Genomic DNA, 19,236 nt, shown 5'->3' on the forward strand with positions numbered 1-19,236 from the left:
TCTACAGTTAAAGTGTAATTTTGGGGAATAGCCATGTTAAACAATAATCATGAACAAAGCCTTGAAAATAAAAAAACTCACCATAAAGGTGAGTAGATGTTGGTAGATATGTAACAATTTGATGTGTTAATGGCGTCCCAGGAGAGATTCGAACTCCCGACCGACGGCTTAGAAGGCCGTTGCTCTATCCAGCTGAGCTACTGGGACATTAATAAATTTTTAAATTTTAAATGCTTTAAAAACTGTGATGTCACTTTCAAGGACAAGTTTTATTATATTAGACTAATAATCAAAAGTCAACATAAAATATAAAATATTTTCTGAGGGAAGCTTTATTGCTTCCCTCAATAAGTATATGCCGTTTACTCTTTTTTTGGAAGTGAAAATTTCTGAGTTAATTCACTAATTTCTCCTTTCTCTAATTCAAATACACGGAGATTGACCTCAGCACTTTCTATTTCCAAAATAACATATGTCTTTTCTGTTCTCCCTCTTGGCTGTTTAATGCTCCCAGGATTGATGAATAATATGTTATCGATCATTTCTGCACCAAGATAATGTGAATGGCCGAAACAAACAATACTGGCATCGAGTTCCTTTGCCCGATAGCTTAAGTTCATTAATGTCGATTTCACGGAATAGAGGTGACCATGAGTAACTAACACTCTATAATCTCCAATATTTTCTACATGATCCTCTGGAAAATTTTTATCAAAATCACAATTTCCACGAACAACTGCAAATCCATTTAAGCACGGATCATTAGCTGCTAGCTCTGAATCCCCACAATGAATCATAAGATCAACTTCCATAGCATGCTTTTCCTTAATCGAAGTTAAATCCCCGCTTAGTCTATGACTGTCGCTTACAATTAAGATTTTCATACTTATTTTCCCTCTGAAAAGAGGATTGGAAGCTGACTTTCTAACTTTCGTAGAGCATGAGCGCGGTGACTAATATGTGCTTTTTCTTCAGGAATTAGCTCTGCCATCGCTTTATCTTTTTCGATAACATAAAAAATAGGATCGTAGCCGAAACCAAATGTTCCTCTTTTTTCCCGTAAAATCATCCCTTCACATGTCCCAGTGACAGTGAAGGTTTCAAGACCAGGCGCTGCAACCGCTAATGCACAGTAAAATCTTGCTTGGCGATCGTCATCAGCAACATTTTGCAATTCTCCCAGCACCTTAACCATATTGGCTTCGTCACTTTTTTCTTCTCCTGCATACCTTGCTGAAAAAATACCTGGCCGTCCATTAAGCGCATCGATTGCTAGTCCAGAATCATCGGCAATGACGATTTTATCCAAAGCCTTCGAGATCGTTTCTGCTTTTAAAATGGCATTTTCCTCAAACGTATTCCCTGTTTCATCAACATCATGCAATTCAGGGAAATCTAATAATGTTTTGACCTTATAGCCTAATGGTCGGAACATGTCCTCAAACTCTTTTGCTTTCCCAGCATTTTTTGTGGCAATGATTACTTCCTGCATTCTAAGCCTTCCTCTCCGCTTATTTTTTCCTAGTATTTATTTTGTTTGTGATCTCTTCGCCAAGAGCTTCTTTTTGCATTTCGAATATGGCCGCAAGTCCCTCTTGTGCAGATCTTAATAATTCTTGAAGCTCATTGTAGGAAAAAGTAGCTTCTTCCCCTGTTCCCTGTAATTCGACAAATTCCCCATCGCCTATCATAACAACATTCATGTCTACTAATGCTTTAGAATCTTCAACATAATTTAAATCAACAACTACTTCCTTATTTTCTAAAATCCCAACACTTGTTGCTGCTAAAAAATCCTTGATGGGATAGCTTGCTAGCTTTTTACTTTTGCTGATCTTATCTAATGCAATTGCCATAGCAACAAATGCACCTGTTATTGACGCTGTTCTAGTGCCCCCGTCAGCTTGGATAACATCACAATCAAGCCAGATTGTCCTTTCACCAATTGCTTCAAGATCAACGACTGCACGTAGAGCACGGCCAATTAAACGCTGAATTTCCATCGTCCTTCCTGATATCTTTCCTTTGGCTGCTTCTCGAATATTTCTTTGCTCTGTTGCTCTAGGCAGCATGGAATATTCAGCAGTAATCCATCCCTTCCCTTCTCCTCGCATAAAAGGTGGCACTCGTTCATCTATGCTCGCAGTACAAATCACCTTTGTATCTCCAACACTTATTAATACGGAGCCTTCAGGATGCTTTAAATAATTGGTTTCAATATGTATAGGTCTTAATTGTAATTGCTCTCTTCCGTCAACACGCATAAAAAGATTCCTCCTATCTTCATAGAAAAGCGTAAGCGCCTTTGCAAAGGGACGTCGACTAAAGACCGCCACGTCCTGTGGCGAACATCGACGTCAGCACGTCCTGTGCAAGTCCGACAAGCATAAGACGGGCCGTCGAGAAGGTTGTTCTTTAACCTTCTTGGCGGACTGGCTTATGACCTCGAGGTCGACAATACCGCGACGTCCTCCCAAAAGCTTCTCTTTTGGTCGTGCGATGTGTTGCTGACGAAGCTTTCCTTGTCCTGTCGCATTGTCGACACTAGTACATCCTGTACGTCGGGGGTAGGCGTAGGCGCTGGAGCTAGACATATCTCTAACTCAAAAAAAGCTATACTTATACTTTAAAAAGCCAATGACAACGGAAAGAGGCGGCATGATTTGCCTCCTCTTTCCATTGTCACTATATAGTATATCAAAAAACTTTTTTTAAAAACTACCTGTGTTTACTTTTTCAGGTCGTGTAACTGGTTCCGACAGATTTCTACCTGTTTCGTCTACAAGCTCTGCCTTGCCAACGACTGTTATAGCGACACTTTCAATTCCTTTTTGCTCAGTAAGTGAGAGTACAAGAGCATTTAATAGATGTTTAGAAATAATCTTCTCTTCGGAGCTGCTGCTATAAATCGCTTCATTAAAATTTAAAGTAACTTTGCCATTTTCATCGACCTTTGGATCTTCTAAGAGCCTAACATCCGCTAGGAAATCGCTATCTAGATTTGTATCATAACTTGGCCCCTTCACAAGCTCGTTAACTGCTGCCTGCAAGTTATTAGACTCTTTATTAGAAACACGTTTTGTCACAGGAACATAGTAATAGTCATCTTCATTGCCACCAATATAGTAGACCGTTACTGGTTTCGTATTAAGAATATCAACCACGTCTGTTGTATCAAGGTTTATTCCATTCGCCCTGCTATAGCCTTCCCCAATAGGCGATCCCTTAACAGGCATTTCCTTAAGATCATGACCGTTCATTTGAAATTTCACTTTATCTACCGAATCAAATTGTGTTAATGTCCAAGTCACAGATTGTAGAATCCTCATTTCCTCTTCTGCTTGGTAATCCTTAAATTCCTTGGAAAAATTCACCATTGCAACTTTGTCTTTAATATCCACAGATAATGTCGTATCTGCTGGTAGGACAGCCTCAAAATCATTTGGCAGCATTCCTGTGACAGGACCATCCTTAACAAGATATTCTAGCGCTTGCTTGGCAACTGATTCTGTTTTCGGAAGAGCTAATGTTTGAGGAACTACTAACCCATCTTTACTAACTAAATAAAGCTCTGTTTGAACCGTATCAGTAACCTCCGCTTCCTCCTGACCAGTCGTTTCCGTTTCTGTTGATTCCTCGTTAACAGATTTTTCATCTTCTGTATAGGATACTGTTTGAGGCGGATCGATTTTTTCCTTTCCGCCAGGGCCAAACAATCCACATCCAGATAATAGTACTGATGAAACAAGGACGGCAGACACTATGGTTGTTTTCTTATTTATAGACATATAATCCCTCCAAGACAGTTTGTACTACATGTATACGAGCATGTTTGTAATTTAGACCGTCTCGGAGAAAAAAAAATTAGTTTTTTTATTAGGCTAGCTTACCTAAAAATATGGCTAATACCATTGCTTTTGAGCCTTCTTCTAAACGAGCTCATTTTTTGCTAGCACTGCTTTGATCGTGAAATAATCTATCTCAGGATCGATTTCATCCTTAATAGGCTTCAACTTTTCGTTCCCCACTCTGTTTACAGCTTCTAAAATGATCTTTTCTGTTTGCTCATCAAAAATTTCTTCCCAATGAATTTTATTTCCTTCTTTAACAGCACGGATAATATGATCCTGAATGGTAACAGGTGAAAAATTGCGCTCTTTTGCAATTTCCTTCAATGATTGACCGTTAATATAATGATTATAGGTTATTAAATAGCTTGGAATATCATTTGTTTTTTCATTCTCTTCCGGTTCTTCTATTTCCGGCACTGATTCTATTTGGATATTATGATCGCTAATAAACTTCTTTATTTCTTCAATAAAAAGTTCACCGTATTTATCATATTTTACTTGACCCACTCCTTTAATTCTTAGCATTGATGCTTGATCAACGGGATAATACCTGCTCATTTCTTTCAATGCTGTATCAGCAAAGACAACATATGGTGGTACTTTATCTTTATCTGCTAATTTTTTTCTTAGTGATCGAAGAATAGTAAATAGATCGCTATTTTCTTCCCTTTCAATAGCAGATGAATGTATGGTCATTTTCATATAAATTTGCTCTTGTTTCTTTAAGACTGGTAAAGCATTTTCAGTCAGTTTAACAATTGGATATTTACTATCCGTTAATGATAGAAATCCTTCTGCAAGCAAATAATTAATGATATCTATAATCTCTTTTTCTTTATATCGTTTAAGCAAACCGTACGTTGACAGCTTTTCAAATTTAAATTCACGTATCCTTTTATTTTGAGATCCTTTTAATACCTGTGCAGTTAACGTGATACCAAATCTTTCTCCCATTCTTTTTATACAAGAAAAAATCATAAGTGCCTCTTCTGTTATCTCGATTTGCTCACGCTTGTCCAAGCAATTACTGCATTTTCCACAGTCATCCTGTACACCGTTAGCATCAAAATATTCAATGATATACGATTGCAGACATTTTTCAGTATGGCAATAGTGAATCATTTGCTTTAATTTATTGTATTCTTGCTCCCTCTTTTGAAAATCGAGATTCGATTCCTCAATTAAAAATTTTTGAAGCTGGATATCCTGTGGGGAAAATAATAAATAGCATGAGCTTTCCTCCCCATCTCTGCCTGCACGGCCTGCCTCTTGATAATATGCTTCAATATTGCGTGGAAGATTGTAATGAATGACAAAGCGGACATTCGACTTATCAATCCCCATACCAAATGCATTTGTTGCAATCATAATATCTGCTTCATCATAAACAAATTGATTTTGAGCATTTTTCCTTGCTTCTTCACCCATACCAGCATGATATTTAGCAACAGATTGCTGATTCTCAATTAAATAATTGTATAGCTGGTCTGCTTCTTTCCTACTTGATGTATAAATAATCCCTGATTCTTGTGGGTGATTTTTAATATATTGCATAATAAAGTCTCTTTTATTCACACCCTTCATCACATGAAAAGCAAGATTCTCTCTTGCAAAACCGGTAATAAAGCAATCTGAATATTGAATACTTAAGAGGTTTCTTATATCATCTGCGACATCCTTTGTAGCTGTTGCAGTTAGTGCGGCTATTGTTGGGCTAGAATGTATCTTACTAAGTTTTTGAATAATTGAACGATAGCTTGGTCTGAAATCATGGCCCCATTGAGATATACAATGGGCTTCATCGAACACGATCATAGCTATCGATAAAGAATTCAACATTTCTAAAAAGCCTTCTGATTCAAAGCGTTCAGGAGCAGCATAAACAAGTTTGAATTTACCAGAGCGAATTCCCAACATCCTTTCCTTATATTCTTTTTGATTAAGGGAACTGTTAATATAAGTGGCTGGTATGTCGGCAGTTAGTAAAGCATCAACTTGATCTTTCATGAGAGAAATTAAAGGGGATATTATGATTGTTGTTCCAGGGAGCATTAGTGCAGGAATCTGAAAACAGAGGGATTTTCCGCCTCCGGTTGGAAGGATGCCAAGAGTATTTTTATTTTTTAATAGATTTTGGATGATTTCCTTTTGGCCAGAACGAAATGAAGAGTAACCAAAATATTGCTTTAAAATTTTTTCTGCTTCTAATAACAAATTACATCACCTAATTCAATAAAGTTTCCTTTATTTTAACATGGATGCAATGAACTAGAAAAAGTTTTTTCTTATAAGAAAAACATGGCGTTCACCAAGTCCTTTTTGGTGAATGCCTTAGTTTATCTTATGCGATCTTATTAGCAGATATTAAATTGAACACACACTTTACTTTAGTACGTTAATAAACTTAATCTTTCCTATTAGCTAAAAAAACCTTCGAAATCCGAAGGCTTTTAAATCGTTATTTTCTTTACATTATTAATTGGGATATTTAGCCACTTGGTAGCGATAGTTGAAAAAATATCCTTTGATCCAGTAGTAAAAAATTGATGGTTTGGTATCGAATGGCTACTATTTAACATACCCTGATGATAGAGAATAGTACTTGCCTCCCGTGCAGTTTCATCTCCAGAGCTTATGATGTTTACCCGATCACCTACTACCTTTTTGACGAGAGGCTCTAAAAGAGGATAATGCGTACAGCCTAAAATAAGTGTATCCATCCCATTATTTTTGAAAGGGTTTAATGTTTCTTTTACAATTCTTGCAGCTAATGATCCCTCATACTCTCCGCTTTCAACAAGTGGGACAAATCTGGGACAAGCAAGACTATGGACTTTGACACGGCTATTAATTTGCTTAAGGGCCTTCTCATAGGCTCCACTTTTTATCGTCCCTATTGTTCCGATAACACCGATTGTATGATTATTTGTTTTTTTAATCGCTGCTCTAGCACCAGGTGTGATTACTCCAAGAACTGGAATAGGGAGATGGCCTCGGATTTCATCCAAAGCAACAGCTGTAGCAGTATTGCAAGCAATAATGAGCATTTTTATTTCCTTGGTTAATAGAAAATTAGATATTTCCCAGGTAAATTCTTTTACCTCATCTCCTGGCCTTGGGCCATATGGACACCGTGCTGTGTCTCCTAAATAAATGATTTCTTCATTTGGCAGTTGACGCATTACTTCTTTTACTACAGTCAAACCACCTACACCAGAATCAATAATACCAATTGGTCTATCCAAACATACCGCCTCATTCTTTACGCATATCTTGATGCAATCTTGTCAAATTATTTTTGAGTAACTCAACATCCTCATCTGAAAAATGAATGAGTACTTCTTTTAAATATAATTGCCGCTTTTTAATGCACTCCTCAATTATTCGCTCTCCTTCTTCTAAAAGATGGATACGAACAACCCTACGATCATTTGGATCCTTCACCCGTTTAACAAGATTATTTTTCTCCATTCGATCAACTAGATCGGTCGTAGTACTAAAGGCAAGATACATTTTATTGGACAATTCCCCGATTGTCATATCCCCTTCTTCAAATAGCCATTGAAGGGCAATGAATTGTGGAGGAGTAATCTTGTAATTGCTTAATATCTCACGACCCTTTTGCTTAATAATGCCTGAAATATAACGCAATTCTTTTTCTATAACTGCTACATAGTCGATATCTTCATTTATTTTCACTTCATCAAGATCCATTTAAGACAACTCCTATATTACTTTTTTGCAGATATTATGTATCATCCCTATTGCATTTATTTTCACCTTTTTTCGACTAAATTTCAAGATAGAATTATGTAGGGCAGGATCTTGGCTTTATTTGTGCTAAATTAAACATAAGATACACTAATATTCATTGCTTTTCGTATTATCCTAAAATAATTTAAACCGGCATCCAAAAATGGATGGCCGGTCTTAATTACAGTTCTAGCTCTCCCATTCGAAGGAGCTCTACAACAGCTTGTGATCGCCCCTTAACACCAAGCTTTTGCATGGCATTCGAAATATGATTCCGAACCGTTTTTTCGCTTATAAACAATTCACCAGCGATTTCTCTTGTTGTTTTATCTTGTACTAACAGTTCGAATACTTCTCTTTCTCGTTTGGTGAGTAACGGCTTGTGAGTAAATTCGTTCTCCTTCAAGTATTGTAACCCTCCTTGCCTTTCGCCAGCTATGAACCGCGGGATGGGTATAAATTTAGTCACCATATAATATGTAAACTCAACACTTGAAGTGACAGCATTTCCATCAAGGAGAACATTATTTTTATTATTCGATTGGATTCACTTATCATTTAGTACAAGCATTTTCATCATTTTGAAGGAGAGCTTTCATTTCATCAGACCAAGGTACCCCTTTCCCCGTTTTTTTAGAAATTTGAACTATCGCTCCTCTACCTGTAAAACATATCGTTCCATCTTCTTTTTTTCCCATATAGTGTAAATCAACAGACGATCTCCCAATTGAATTGGCTTTCACATAAACAGTAATATTTTCATCAAAAAAAACTTGCTGCAAAAAATCGCATTGGAGATCGGCAACAACAGGAATAGTTTCATTTTCTGGTTTTATCCAGTCCTGCATAAATCCTTTATGCTTAAAATACTTAATTCTAGCTAACTCAAAATATGTGAAAGGGACAGTATTATTTACATGTCCAAACATATCTGTTTCGGAAAAACGCACCTTAATAGAATAGTAAAAATGAAATTCTCTTTCCCATGCTTCAATATCTGGAATATAATTAATTTTCGACATTTTCCTACCTCCACTAAATTATTGTAAAAATGAATGAACATTCACTCTTTTTATTCTAATTTATTTCGAATAGTTTGAAAAGATATTCACTTTTTATATTAAAAAACCCCTTCTTCCAAATAAGGAAAAAGGGGTTTAAGATTATACGTTGTCACTTCCAAAGAAGTTTTTAAAGGACTGTAATGTAGCTGCACGGTTTACTGCAGCAATTGAAGTTGTAATCGGAATTCCTTTCGGACATGATTGAACACAGTTTTGTGAGTTACCACAGCCTGTCATTCCACCATCCTCCATAAAGGCATTTAAGCGCTCAGCTTTATTCATTTCACCAGTAGGATGCGCATTAAATAATCGCACTTGGTTAAAGACAGCTGGTCCCATAAAGTTCGTTTTGCTATTTACATTTGGACATGCTTCTAAGCAAACACCACATGTCATACATTTTGACAATTCATAAGCCCATTGACGCTTTGGTTCAGGCATACGTGGTCCTGGTCCAAGATCATACGTCCCATCAATTGGAATCCAAGCTTTTACCTTTTTCAAGGAATCAAACATACGACTTCTATCAACCTGTAAGTCGCGTACTACAGGGAAAGTACGCATAGCATCCAAGCGAATTGGCTGCTCTAGCTGATCAACAAGCGCCGAACAAGACTGTCTTGGCTTGCCATTAATAATCATTGAGCATGCACCACAAACTTCCTCAAGACAGTTCATATCCCACGCAACTGGAGTTGTTTTTTCACCTTTAGCATTCACTGGGTTACGGCGAATTTCCATTAATGCCGAGATCACATTCATGTTCGGACGATAAGCAATCTCGAACTCTTCCTGATAAGGGGCAGAATCAGGATTGTCTTGACGAGTTATTATAAAGCGAACTGATTTTTTGTCACTCATCATTTACTCTCCCTTTCTATTAGTGTTTTTTTGTATAGTCACGTTTACGTGGTTTAATTAATGATACATCGACATCTTCATAATGGAATTCTGGCGCTGAATTGGAATCCACAAACTTAGCCATTGTTGTTTTTAAGAATTCCTCGTCATTACGATCTGGGAATTCCGGCTTGTAGTGTGCACCACGGCTTTCATTACGGTTGTATGCACCAATTGTGATAACACGTGCTAATTGAAGCATATTTTGTAATTGACGAGTAAATGTCGCACCCTGGTTGCTCCATTTTGCCGTGTCATTAATATTAATGTTTTTATAGCGTTCTAAAAGTTCAACAATTTTTTCATCTGTCTTTAATAGTCTGTCATTATGTCGAACAACTGTTACATTATCTGTCATCCATTCGCCAAGCTCTTTATGGATGACATATGCATTCTCCGTACCATCCAAAGACATGATGTTCTTCCATTTTTCTTCTTCTTGCTTCACATAGCCTTCAAATATGGAAGAAGATACATCATCCGAACGCTTTTTAAGACCCTCAATATATTCAAGAACCTTAGGACCTGCAACCATCCCGCCATAAATGGCAGATAATAATGAGTTAGCACCAAGGCGATTTGCACCATGCTGAGAATAATCACACTCTCCTGCTGCAAATAAGCCTGGAATATTAGTCATTTGATCATAATCAACCCAAAGTCCGCCCATTGAATAGTGAACAGCAGGGAAGATTTTCATAGGAACTTTACGTGGATCATCACCCATGAACTTCTCATATATTTCAATGATTCCACCAAGCTTAACATCTAGCTCATGAGGATCTTTATGAGAAAGATCAAGGTATACCATGTTTTCTCCGTTAATTCCTAATTTTTGATTTACACACACATCAAAAATTTCTCGAGTAGCAATATCCCTTGGAACAAGATTTCCATATGCAGGATATTTCTCCTCTAAGAAATACCAAGGCTTACCATCTTTATATGTCCAAACACGACCACCTTCACCACGTGCTGATTCACTCATAAGACGAAGCTTATCATCCCCTGGAATAGCTGTCGGGTGAATTTGGATAAATTCTCCATTTGCATAATATGCACCTTGCTGATAAACAATGGAAGCTGCTGAACCAGTATTAATAACAGAGTTTGTTGATTTTCCAAAAATAATTCCAGGTCCGCCAGTTGCCATAATAACTGCATCAGCAGAGAAGGATTTAATTTCAGAAGAGGTTAAGTTTTGCGTTACTACACCACGACAAATCCCCTCATCATCAATGACAGCACCTAAAAATTCCCATCCTTCATACTTCGTCACTAAACCAGCAACCTCGAAACGACGAACCTGCTCATCCAAAGCATAAAGAAGCTGCTGACCAGTAGTTGCACCAGCAAATGCTGTTCTATGATGCTGAGTTCCTCCAAAGCGTCGGAAATCTAACAATCCTTCAGGTGTACGATTAAACATAACGCCCATACGGTCTAATAAATGAATGATCCCTGGTGCAGCCTCAGCCATTGCTTTAACAGGAGGCTGGTTTGCTAAAAAGTCTCCACCATAAATGGTATCGTCGAAATGGATATATGGAGAATCCCCTTCTCCTTTTGTATTTACAGCTCCGTTAATACCACCTTGAGCACAAACAGAGTGAGAACGTTTAACCGGAACTAAAGAGAATAACTCAACCGGAGTCCCTGATTCTGCAACTTTAATTGTTGCCATTAAGCCGGCTAAACCACCGCCGACAATAATTACCTTACCTTTAGCCATTGTGATTCACTCCCTAATACTTAGTAAACCTAAAGTACAACTTTTAAACCCGAACAAATTTTTAATATAATATTAAATAAATGCTGTAATTGCACGAATACCTACAATAGATAGCGCAATAAAGATAGCAATCGTTACATATGTTGATATTACCTGTGAACGAGGTGAGAGTGTGATTCCCCAGCTGACACAGAAAGACCATAAACCGTTAGAGAAGTGGAAAATGGTAGAAATAACACCAGCTATATAAAACCAGAACATAAACGGATTTGAAAGAATGCTCGCCATCATGTCGAAGTTAACTTCCTCACCGAGTGCAGCTTGTATTCGAGTTTGCCATACATGCCATGAAACAAATATAAGCGTAATAACACCAGTAATACGTTGGAGCATAAACATCCAATTTCGGAAAAATCCAAATCTACTTACATTGTTTTTAGCAGTAAAGGCAATATAAAGTCCATAGATGGCATGAAATAATAAAGGCAAGAATATAATAAAAACTTCCAAGAAAGTTCTGAATGGCAGATTTTCCATAAAACCTGCAGCCTTATTAAACGACTCCTCTCCCCCTGTTGCAAAATGATTGATTACAAGGTGCTGTACTATAAACAAACCTACAGGTATTACACCAAGTAATGAATGCAATCTGCGATAAAAAAATTCTCGATTACCCGCCATGATTTACCCCCCTAAATTTTTACAAGATGCTCAAGGTTTCACTTTTAAACATTATGTATAAAAGTCGTGTTTTTCCTTAAACATCAACTCGAAAATGGCATATCATTTTCTTACAATTATGTGACATGTCCATTTTACTCTCAACATCTTAGAGCGTCAAGGAAACGATTACATAAATTGTTCAAATGAAAAAATTTTTGAAATATATTGATATTATAAAAATGGCATGGATGACCTTGTTTTTTCTATAATTAATACAAATCTCTATTTATTTCGAAATAGTATTTTTTTCTAGTCACAAAAATAGCCTTTTTTCAAGTTTACATGTCTAAATTAGTTCCACATTGTATATAATAGAAGAATAATAGAAAGAGAGGAATCTAGCTTGAGTGAAACAGCTGCAGAATTAAGACATGACGAAAAAAAATCTGAAACCATTCCTGTATTCGGTTATGAACTTATTCGAGAAGTTCTACTAAACGAAATATTAGGTAATGATGCACCTGACATTTTGTATTGGGCAGGAAAAAGACTTGCTCGCCAATACCCCATGGAATCTATATCCCAAATGATCGAATTTTTTCAACAGGCCGCCTGGGGAAACCTTAGTATAATAAAAGAATCAAAAAACGAAATGGAATTTATGCTATTCAGTTCCTTAATAAATGACAGACTGCAAAAAAATGATCAGTGCACATTTCAGCTGGAAGCTGGGTTTATAGCACAACAAATAGAAATGCAGAAAGAAGTAATTTGTGAAGCATATGAACAACCCCACAAAAAAAAGGGAAAAGTGCACTTCACGGTAAAATGGGATAAAAAAGACACTCTGAATCGATCATGAAAATACTGGAAAAAGGCTTTCTGTAGAAAGCCTTTTTCTTTTTAAATTAGGATTCTACAGGTATACCAGATAAATTGAAAGCGTTGTGCAGCAACTGAACAGACTGAAGCATTTTTTCTTGCTCAATGACAGTTGAAACCTTTATTTCTGAAGTACTAACCATTTTAATTGGAATATTGCCTGTCGATAGTACTTCAAACATTTTTGCTGCCACCCCTGGGTTGGAGATCATCCCTGAACCAACAATAGAAACTTTCGCTAGGCCCTGCTCAGATTCAATTTGATGATAGTTTATTCTTTGTTTACAATTTTCTAATACCTGAAGCGTCTCATTCAGATCTTCATTTTTAATCGAAAATGAAAGATTTGTTGATTGATCAGCTATCGTACTTTGAATAATAATATCGACATTAATATGATTCTTGGCTAATTCAGAGAAAATAACAGATAGTGATGACAAGGAATTAGACAAACCTAAAACGGTTACTCTCGTTATTTCACTTTCAAATGCGATTCCACGTACAACTAAATTTTGCTCCATATTGACTTCCTCCTCGATGATCGTTCCTGCTTCCCTCTCACTGCTAGAACGGACCTCTAATGGGATATTATAGTTTTTTGCAAACTCAACCGCTCTTGGATGCAAAACACTTGCACCTAAATGTGCAAGCTCCAGCATTTCATCGTATGATACGTCTAAAAGCTTCCTAGCATCTGTTATATAGCGAGGATCTGTTGTAAATACTCCTGTTACATCTGTATAAATATCACATTTATCTGCTCTCAGAACTGCAGCTAGGGCCACAGCTGTTGTATCAGATCCTCCACGTCCTAATGTAGAAATTGCCCCTTCCTTCGTAAGCCCTTGAAAACCAGCGACAATGACAATCAAGCCTTGGCTTAGTTCACTTTCTAACCTTTCTGTATCAATATCAATAATTCTGGCATTTCCATGAACTGATTCAGTTTTTATTCCTGCTTGCCAACCTGTTAAAGAAACCGCTGGATAACCCTGTTCAGATAGAGCCATAGCTAATAATGCAATCGTTATCTGTTCTCCAGTAGTTAAGAGCATGTCCATTTCTCTTTTATTTGGGTTGGGGGAAATTTCCTTTGCTAAGCTGACTAGCTCATCAGTTGATTTCCCCATAGCAGAAACAACAACTATACAATCATTTCCTCTGTTCTTTTCTTCAATTATTCTATTAGCTACATTTCTTATTCTCTCCACATTCGCAACAGATGTCCCACCAAACTTCAATACAATTAGTCCCACGGTTACCCCTCTTTCTATTAATTCGAGTAGTTTGTTTTGACCGTCTTGACTACAATTGCTTTAGAAAATATGCCTACGTCCTTGATTTGTTTTGGATAATGGCATAAAAAAAAGCAATGAGATTCTATCCCATTGCTGTGATTATAAGCGTATAAAAAATACGATTATTCACAGTGTGATAGCTCTCCAAGACGAATTTGTCTTGACAATCTTGCATTTATTCAATACAAAACCAGCAAAGAAAGTGATGAGACTTTCTCCACTTCGGCAAACATTCCCTTTCAAAGCTTTTCATTGAAGCCCATTCTTCTCCAAGCATTTACTATTGAAGTTCGCACCTCTATCTTCACTATAAGAGACATTTCAAAAATTAAGAATTAACTCTCTTTTTGAATTCGCTTTAATGTGATAAAGTAATATTTAATTTTCAGTTATTATAGCACATTCATTTTTTTCAAACAATATTATTCCTGTAATTTTTTAATTAAATCCTCCGCTACATTCGCTGGAAGACCAATTTCTCTTAATTCTTCTAGTGATGCAGCTTTCATTTTCTTTATGGATCCAAAGGTTTTTAACAACTGCTTCTTTCGTTTTTCACCTATTCCTTGGATATCATCAAGCACAGATTGAAAGGCATTTTTTCCTCTTAGCTGTCTATGAAATGTAATCGCAAAACGGTGAACCTCATCTTGAATTCTTTGTAGCAAATAAAACTCTTGGCTATTTCTTCCAAGTTGTACAATTTCTAATGGATTTCCATACAAAAGCTGTGAAGTTCTATGTTTATCATCCTTTACAAGACCGGAAATAGGTATATCAAGGCCGAGCTCATTTTCCAGTACATCTCTAACCGTTTCTACATGACCTTTTCCTCCATCAATGATAATTAAGTCTGGCAGAGGAAGATTTTCCTTCAAAACCCGAGAATATCTTCGGCGAACAACCTCCCGCATTGAATCATAATCATCCGGGCCTTGAACAGATTTTATTTTATACTTACGGTACTCTCTCTTCTCTGGCTTCCCATCAATAAAGACAACCATTGCAGAAACCGGATCTGTTCCTTGAATATTGGAGTTGTCGAAAGCCTCGATTCGGTGAGGGGTATAAATCCCTAGCTGATCACCTAAATTTTCAACGGCTTTAATGGTTCTTTCCTCGTCTCTTTCAATGAGAGAGAATTTTTCTTGAAGGGCAATTTTCGCATTTTTGCATGCAAGTTTAACTAAATCTTTTTTCTGTCCACGCTGTGGTTTAAAAACTTTAACTCCTATGAGCTCTTCAGCCATTTCAGCATTCACTGAATCAGGAAGCAATATTTCATTCGGTTTAAAGTGATTTGCTTTTAAATAAAATTGCCCCAGATAAGTTAATATTTCTTCTTCAGGCTCTTGATAAAGTGGAAACATCGAAACATCTCGTTCGATTAACTTTCCTTGTCTAATAAAGAATACCTGTACACACATCCAGCCTTTGTCCACTGCGAAACCAAATACATCACGATCAGTTAAGTCTGTCGTCGTTATTTTTTGTTTTTCCATTGTGGCCTCAATATGAACGATTTTGTCTCGGAACTCCTTTGCCCTTTCAAAGTCTAGCTCGTCAGCTGCAGCTATCATTTTCTCTGTGAGATCCTTTTTTATTTCTTTATAGCCGCCATTTAAAAAACGGGTAATTTCATCTGTCATTTTCTTATATTCTTGCTCGCCGACTTCCTTTACACATGGTGCAAGACATTGTCCTAGATGATAATAAAGGCAAACACGATCGGGAAGTGTTGTACATTTTCTTAATGGATAAATTTTATCCAGGAGTTTTTTTGTTTCATTAGCAGCTGATACGTTTGGATATGGACCAAAATATTTCCCCTTATCTTTTTTTACCTTTCTAGTTGTAATGAGGCGGGGGTGTTTCTCAGCAGTTAATTTAATAAACGGATAGGTCTTATCATCCTTGAGCATTACATTATATTTCGGATCATACTTTTTGATTAAGTTCATCTCAAGGATTAATGCTTCCATATTAGAGGATGTTACAATATATTCAAAGTCTTCGATCTCATTTACAAGCCTTTGGGTTTTCCCGTCATGCGAGCCAGTAAAATACGATCTAACACGATTTTTTAATATTTTTGCTTTCCCTACATAGATAATTGTTCCTTGGCGATCCTTCATTAAATAACAGCCAGGCTGATCAGGTAAAAGCATTAGTTTGTTTTTAATCATTTCATTCATATTTTCACTTCCAAATTAGAAATGCTCTTTCCTTAGCAAAACCCCCGGACTTCAATGGAGAAGCCGGGGGTTTAATTTACATTTAATCTTATTTATTATGCATGTTTAGAAAGAAGTTCTGCAAGAGCTTCTTTCGGTTGGAAGCCGACAACTTTATCTACAACTTCACCGTCTTTAAAAACGAGTAAAGTCGGGATACTCATAACACCAAACTTACCTGCTGTTTCTTGGTTTTCATCTACATCAATCTTTACGATTTTTACTTTATCTCCTATTTCAGAGTCAAGCTCTTCTAAAACTGGAGCGATCATTTTACACGGTCCGCACCATGGAGCCCAAAAGTCTGCAAGAACGACTCCTGAACCAGTTTCAGTAGCGAAGCTTTGATCTGTAACGTTTGTAATTGCCATAATAAATGCCTCCTAATATTCAACTTATATACTACCGACAGTATAACATTGATTATTTACTGATGCTAACATTTTGCTTCGATACGTAATTTTCCCTTATTCAGTATTACTATTCGTATATGTAGAAAAGACTGTATGACATAAAAACGAGCGGAATCAATACCGCCCGTCATTTCACAATATAAAAATCTTTTCGCGAGTTAGAGGAATGCCTAGCTCCACAAGGAATGCTTCGGCAGCATATGCATCGCACGACTAAAAGTGGAGCTTTTAGGAGGAGCGCCTACCCCCGACGTACAGGATGTACTAGTGTCGACAATGCGACAGGACGTGGCGGTATTTAGTTGATGTTCCCCTTTCAAGGCGCTTCCGCTTTTCTATGCATTAACTAATAATTTTCTAAACTCTTCAGTAAGCATTGGGACAACTTCAAACAAGTCTCCAACGATTCCGTAATCTGCCACTTTAAAGATATTTGCTTCAGGATCCTTGTTAATAGCAACAATTACTTTGGAGTTTGACATGCCTGCAAGGTGTTGAATTGCACCTGAAATACCGCAAGCAATATATAGATCAGGAGTAACTACCTTCCCTGTCTGACCGATTTGTAATGAGTAATCACAATAGTCTGCATCACAAGCGCCGCGGGAAGCTCCAACAGCTCCGTTAAGAACTTTTGCAAGTTCCTGTAATGGAGAAAAGCCTTCTTCACTCTTAACCCCGCGTCCTCCAGCTACTATAACCTTCGCTTCAGATAGATCCACACCCTCACTTGCCTTGCGAACTACCTCTTTAATGATTGTACGAAGATCTTTAATATCAACTGATAAAGAAGATACCTCACCAGTTCTTGATTCACCCTTTTCTAAAGGACTAATATTATTCGGACGAATAGTTGCAAAAATTAAACCATCGGTAACAATTTTCTTTTCGAATGCTTTTCCAGAATAAATAGGACGTGTGAAAACTAAGTTTCCTCCTGCTACTTCTAAAGCAGTCACATCTGAAATTAATCCAGAGTTTAATTTTGCTGCAATTTTAGGGGCAAGGTCCTTTCCTAATGCTGTATGACCAAAGATAAGACCTTCTGGTTTTTCAGCATCAATTACAGCCATAATTGCTTGAGAGTAACCATCTGGAGTATATTGTTTTAATTTTTCATCCTCTATTGTAACTACACGGTCAGCACCAAATTGGATCAATTCTCCACTTAAAGCGTTTACAGAATTACCGATTAAAACTCCGACAACTTCTCCGCCTTCAGCAGTTGTTTTTGCTGCAGCAATTGCTTCGAAGGAAACATTACGCAATGATCCATCACGGACTTCACCTAACACTAACACTTTTCTAGTCATTATGATTTACCTCCTGCGTTTTTCGAGAGGTTAGACGCCAAAAGTTGAATTAAAAGTAATAGAGAATAACAAAATTACCTATTCCAACAATAGCCCTACCTAATCTAAATTATTGTTTTAGTACTAATTTTTATATTTAAATTTTTATTCAGACTACTTTTGCTTCAGTGTGCAGTAGATTTACAAGTTCTTTTACTTGATCTGATAAATCACCTTCAAGAACTTTACCCGCTTCCTTTTTAGGAGGAAGGTAAATTTCAATCGTTTTTGTTTTAGCCTCTACATCGTCTTCATCCAGATCAAGATCATCTAGCTCAAGCTCATCAAGAGGTTTTTTCTTTGCCTTCATGATTCCTGGTAATGAAGGGTAACGAGGCTCGTTCAATCCTTGCTGTGCAGTTACTAAAAGAGGAAGGGATGTTTCAATTACTTCAGAATCTCCTTCAACGTCACGAACAACTGTTACATTGCTTCCTGCAATTTCAAGCTTAGTAATCGTTGTTACATATGGAATATTAAGCAATTCCGCAACACGTGGTCCAACTTGACCTGAGCCGCCATCAATAGCAACATTTCCTGCAATAATCAAATCTGCTTCCTTATCCTTTAAATATTCAGATAATATTTTTGCTGTTGTAAATTGGTCCCCATAGTCTAGATCATCTTCAGTATTGATCAAAACAGCTTTATCTGCTCCCATAGCTAGAGCCGTACGCAACTGTTTTTCAGTTTCTTCATTTCCGACAGAGATAACAACAACCTCTCCGCCATTTTCATCACGAACTTGGATTGCTTCTTCTATCGCATATTCATCATAAGGATTAATGATAAATTCTGCCCCATCTTCGTTTATTTGGCCACTAGAAATAGTAATTTTTTCTTCAGTATCAAAGGTTCTTTTCATTAAAACATAGATGTTCATGATTTCCCTCCTAATAATAAAAGCGTAAGTGCCTCGCTCAGGGGCGCCAAGCATAAGACGAGCCGGCGAGAAGGTTGCTCTTTAACCTTCTTGTCGGATTGGCTTATGACCTCGAGTCCCTAGGCACTGTAGCTAGATAATAAAAGCGTAATTACAAACAAAACATTTTATCACTTCGAAAGATTAAGATAATTTTTGTTATACGATGCTA

The 19,236-nt window shown here is 37.0% G+C and carries 18 protein-coding genes, 1 tRNA gene and 1 riboswitch; of the genes, 1 reads left to right on the forward strand and 18 read right to left on the reverse strand.

Features of this window, described 5'->3' with window-relative positions:
• Positions 1 to 130: 130 nt before the first annotated feature.
• The 13 genes from FSZ17_RS17095 to FSZ17_RS17155 all read right to left on the reverse strand — a co-directional run bounded on the left by FSZ17_RS17095 (position 131) and on the right by FSZ17_RS17155 (position 11,981).
• Positions 131 to 207: transfer RNA gene (locus FSZ17_RS17095), tRNA-Arg, on the reverse strand.
• Positions 208 to 362: 155 nt separating this feature from the next.
• Entirely contained in the window at positions 363 to 884 is a 522-nt protein-coding gene (locus FSZ17_RS17100) for a metallophosphoesterase (RefSeq protein WP_057771842.1), read from the reverse strand.
• A 2-nt stretch (positions 885 to 886) separates the two neighbouring features.
• Complete coding sequence (locus tag FSZ17_RS17105; protein WP_057771844.1) at positions 887 to 1,492, reverse strand: XTP/dITP diphosphatase; 606 nt, start codon at positions 1,490 to 1,492, stop codon at positions 887 to 889.
• 19 nt (positions 1,493 to 1,511) lie between these two features.
• On the reverse strand, positions 1,512 to 2,264 hold the full coding sequence (gene rph, locus FSZ17_RS17110) for a ribonuclease PH (protein ID WP_057771847.1): 753 nt from the start codon (positions 2,262 to 2,264) through the stop codon (positions 1,512 to 1,514).
• 447 nt (positions 2,265 to 2,711) lie between these two features.
• The gene (locus FSZ17_RS17115; RefSeq protein WP_057771849.1) at positions 2,712 to 3,788 is read right to left on the reverse strand and encodes a GerMN domain-containing protein; all 1,077 of its coding nucleotides are present in this window, start codon (positions 3,786 to 3,788) and stop codon (positions 2,712 to 2,714) included.
• Positions 3,789 to 3,929: 141 nt separating this feature from the next.
• Positions 3,930 to 6,065 carry a DNA helicase RecQ gene (gene recQ / locus FSZ17_RS17120; protein ID WP_057771850.1) on the reverse strand — a complete coding sequence of 712 codons (2,136 nt, stop codon included), beginning with the start codon at positions 6,063 to 6,065 and terminating at the stop codon, positions 3,930 to 3,932.
• Between the two features lie 236 nt (positions 6,066 to 6,301).
• Positions 6,302 to 7,096, reverse strand: coding sequence for a glutamate racemase (gene racE, locus FSZ17_RS17125; protein WP_057771853.1), 795 nt, complete (start codon positions 7,094 to 7,096; stop codon positions 6,302 to 6,304).
• Positions 7,097 to 7,106: 10 nt separating this feature from the next.
• Positions 7,107 to 7,565, reverse strand: a complete 459-nt coding sequence (locus FSZ17_RS17130) for a MarR family winged helix-turn-helix transcriptional regulator (RefSeq protein WP_057771855.1) — start codon at positions 7,563 to 7,565, stop codon at positions 7,107 to 7,109.
• A 220-nt stretch (positions 7,566 to 7,785) separates the two neighbouring features.
• A complete protein-coding gene (locus FSZ17_RS17135; RefSeq protein ID WP_057771856.1) occupies positions 7,786 to 8,010 on the reverse strand; it encodes a helix-turn-helix domain-containing protein in 225 nt (74 codons plus the stop codon).
• A 148-nt stretch (positions 8,011 to 8,158) separates the two neighbouring features.
• Entirely contained in the window at positions 8,159 to 8,626 is a 468-nt protein-coding gene (locus FSZ17_RS17140) for an acyl-CoA thioesterase (protein WP_057771858.1), read from the reverse strand.
• 141 nt (positions 8,627 to 8,767) lie between these two features.
• Positions 8,768 to 9,529, reverse strand: a complete 762-nt coding sequence (gene sdhB / locus FSZ17_RS17145; protein ID WP_057771861.1) for a succinate dehydrogenase iron-sulfur subunit — start codon at positions 9,527 to 9,529, stop codon at positions 8,768 to 8,770.
• 19 nt (positions 9,530 to 9,548) lie between these two features.
• On the reverse strand, positions 9,549 to 11,300 hold the full coding sequence (sdhA, locus tag FSZ17_RS17150; RefSeq protein WP_057771862.1) for a succinate dehydrogenase flavoprotein subunit: 1,752 nt from the start codon (positions 11,298 to 11,300) through the stop codon (positions 9,549 to 9,551).
• A gap of 72 nt (positions 11,301 to 11,372) precedes the next feature.
• A complete protein-coding gene (locus FSZ17_RS17155) occupies positions 11,373 to 11,981 on the reverse strand; it encodes a succinate dehydrogenase cytochrome b558 subunit (RefSeq protein ID WP_057771864.1) in 609 nt (202 codons plus the stop codon).
• Between the two features lie 385 nt (positions 11,982 to 12,366).
• On the opposite strand from FSZ17_RS17155, the gene FSZ17_RS17160 reads away from it, so the two are divergent.
• Complete coding sequence (locus FSZ17_RS17160) at positions 12,367 to 12,825, forward strand: YslB family protein (RefSeq protein WP_057771866.1); 459 nt, start codon at positions 12,367 to 12,369, stop codon at positions 12,823 to 12,825.
• Positions 12,826 to 12,871: 46 nt separating this feature from the next.
• Here the strand turns inward: FSZ17_RS17160 and FSZ17_RS17165 are convergent, their stop codons facing one another.
• From FSZ17_RS17165 to FSZ17_RS17185, 5 genes are all read right to left on the reverse strand, one after another.
• Positions 12,872 to 14,101, reverse strand: a complete 1,230-nt coding sequence (locus FSZ17_RS17165) for an aspartate kinase (protein ID WP_057771868.1) — start codon at positions 14,099 to 14,101, stop codon at positions 12,872 to 12,874.
• A gap of 171 nt (positions 14,102 to 14,272) precedes the next feature.
• A riboswitch (Lysine riboswitch) is annotated at positions 14,273 to 14,452 on the reverse strand.
• Between the two features lie 113 nt (positions 14,453 to 14,565).
• Positions 14,566 to 16,338, reverse strand: coding sequence for an excinuclease ABC subunit UvrC (gene uvrC / locus FSZ17_RS17170; protein WP_057771870.1), 1,773 nt, complete (start codon positions 16,336 to 16,338; stop codon positions 14,566 to 14,568).
• A gap of 95 nt (positions 16,339 to 16,433) precedes the next feature.
• A complete protein-coding gene (gene trxA / locus FSZ17_RS17175; protein ID WP_057771872.1) occupies positions 16,434 to 16,748 on the reverse strand; it encodes a thioredoxin in 315 nt (104 codons plus the stop codon).
• 377 nt (positions 16,749 to 17,125) lie between these two features.
• Positions 17,126 to 18,103, reverse strand: coding sequence for an electron transfer flavoprotein subunit alpha/FixB family protein (locus tag FSZ17_RS17180; protein ID WP_057771874.1), 978 nt, complete (start codon positions 18,101 to 18,103; stop codon positions 17,126 to 17,128).
• 148 nt (positions 18,104 to 18,251) lie between these two features.
• Entirely contained in the window at positions 18,252 to 19,025 is a 774-nt protein-coding gene (locus FSZ17_RS17185) for an electron transfer flavoprotein subunit beta/FixA family protein (RefSeq protein WP_057771876.1), read from the reverse strand.
• Positions 19,026 to 19,236 lie beyond the last annotated feature (211 nt).

The sequence above is a fragment of the Cytobacillus dafuensis genome, from assembly GCF_007995155.1.
In the GTDB taxonomy this organism is placed as follows: Bacteria; Bacillota; Bacilli; order Bacillales; family Cytobacillaceae; genus Cytobacillus; species Cytobacillus dafuensis.

What these genes read in the sequence shown, in the direction of transcription:
- FSZ17_RS17100 (WP_057771842.1), bottom strand. Translation starts at nt 884, where the DNA reads ATGAAAATCTTAATTGTAAGCGACAGTCATAGACTAAGCGGGGATTTA.
- FSZ17_RS17105 (WP_057771844.1), bottom strand. Translation starts at nt 1,492, where the DNA reads ATGCAGGAAGTAATCATTGCCACAAAAAATGCTGGGAAAGCAAAAGAG.
- rph (WP_057771847.1), bottom strand. Translation starts at nt 2,264, where the DNA reads ATGCGTGTTGACGGAAGAGAGCAATTACAATTAAGACCTATACATATT.
- FSZ17_RS17115 (WP_057771849.1), bottom strand. Translation starts at nt 3,788, where the DNA reads ATGTCTATAAATAAGAAAACAACCATAGTGTCTGCCGTCCTTGTTTCA.
- FSZ17_RS17130 (WP_057771855.1), bottom strand. Translation starts at nt 7,565, where the DNA reads ATGGATCTTGATGAAGTGAAAATAAATGAAGATATCGACTATGTAGCA.
- FSZ17_RS17140 (WP_057771858.1), bottom strand. Translation starts at nt 8,626, where the DNA reads ATGTCGAAAATTAATTATATTCCAGATATTGAAGCATGGGAAAGAGAA.
- sdhB (WP_057771861.1), bottom strand. Translation starts at nt 9,529, where the DNA reads ATGAGTGACAAAAAATCAGTTCGCTTTATAATAACTCGTCAAGACAAT.
- sdhA (WP_057771862.1), bottom strand. Translation starts at nt 11,300, where the DNA reads ATGGCTAAAGGTAAGGTAATTATTGTCGGCGGTGGTTTAGCCGGCTTA.
- FSZ17_RS17155 (WP_057771864.1), bottom strand. Translation starts at nt 11,981, where the DNA reads ATGGCGGGTAATCGAGAATTTTTTTATCGCAGATTGCATTCATTACTT.
- uvrC (WP_057771870.1), bottom strand. Translation starts at nt 16,338, where the DNA reads ATGAATGAAATGATTAAAAACAAACTAATGCTTTTACCTGATCAGCCT.
- trxA (WP_057771872.1), bottom strand. Translation starts at nt 16,748, where the DNA reads ATGGCAATTACAAACGTTACAGATCAAAGCTTCGCTACTGAAACTGGT.
- FSZ17_RS17180 (WP_057771874.1), bottom strand. Translation starts at nt 18,103, where the DNA reads ATGACTAGAAAAGTGTTAGTGTTAGGTGAAGTCCGTGATGGATCATTG.
- FSZ17_RS17185 (WP_057771876.1), bottom strand. Translation starts at nt 19,025, where the DNA reads ATGAACATCTATGTTTTAATGAAAAGAACCTTTGATACTGAAGAAAAA.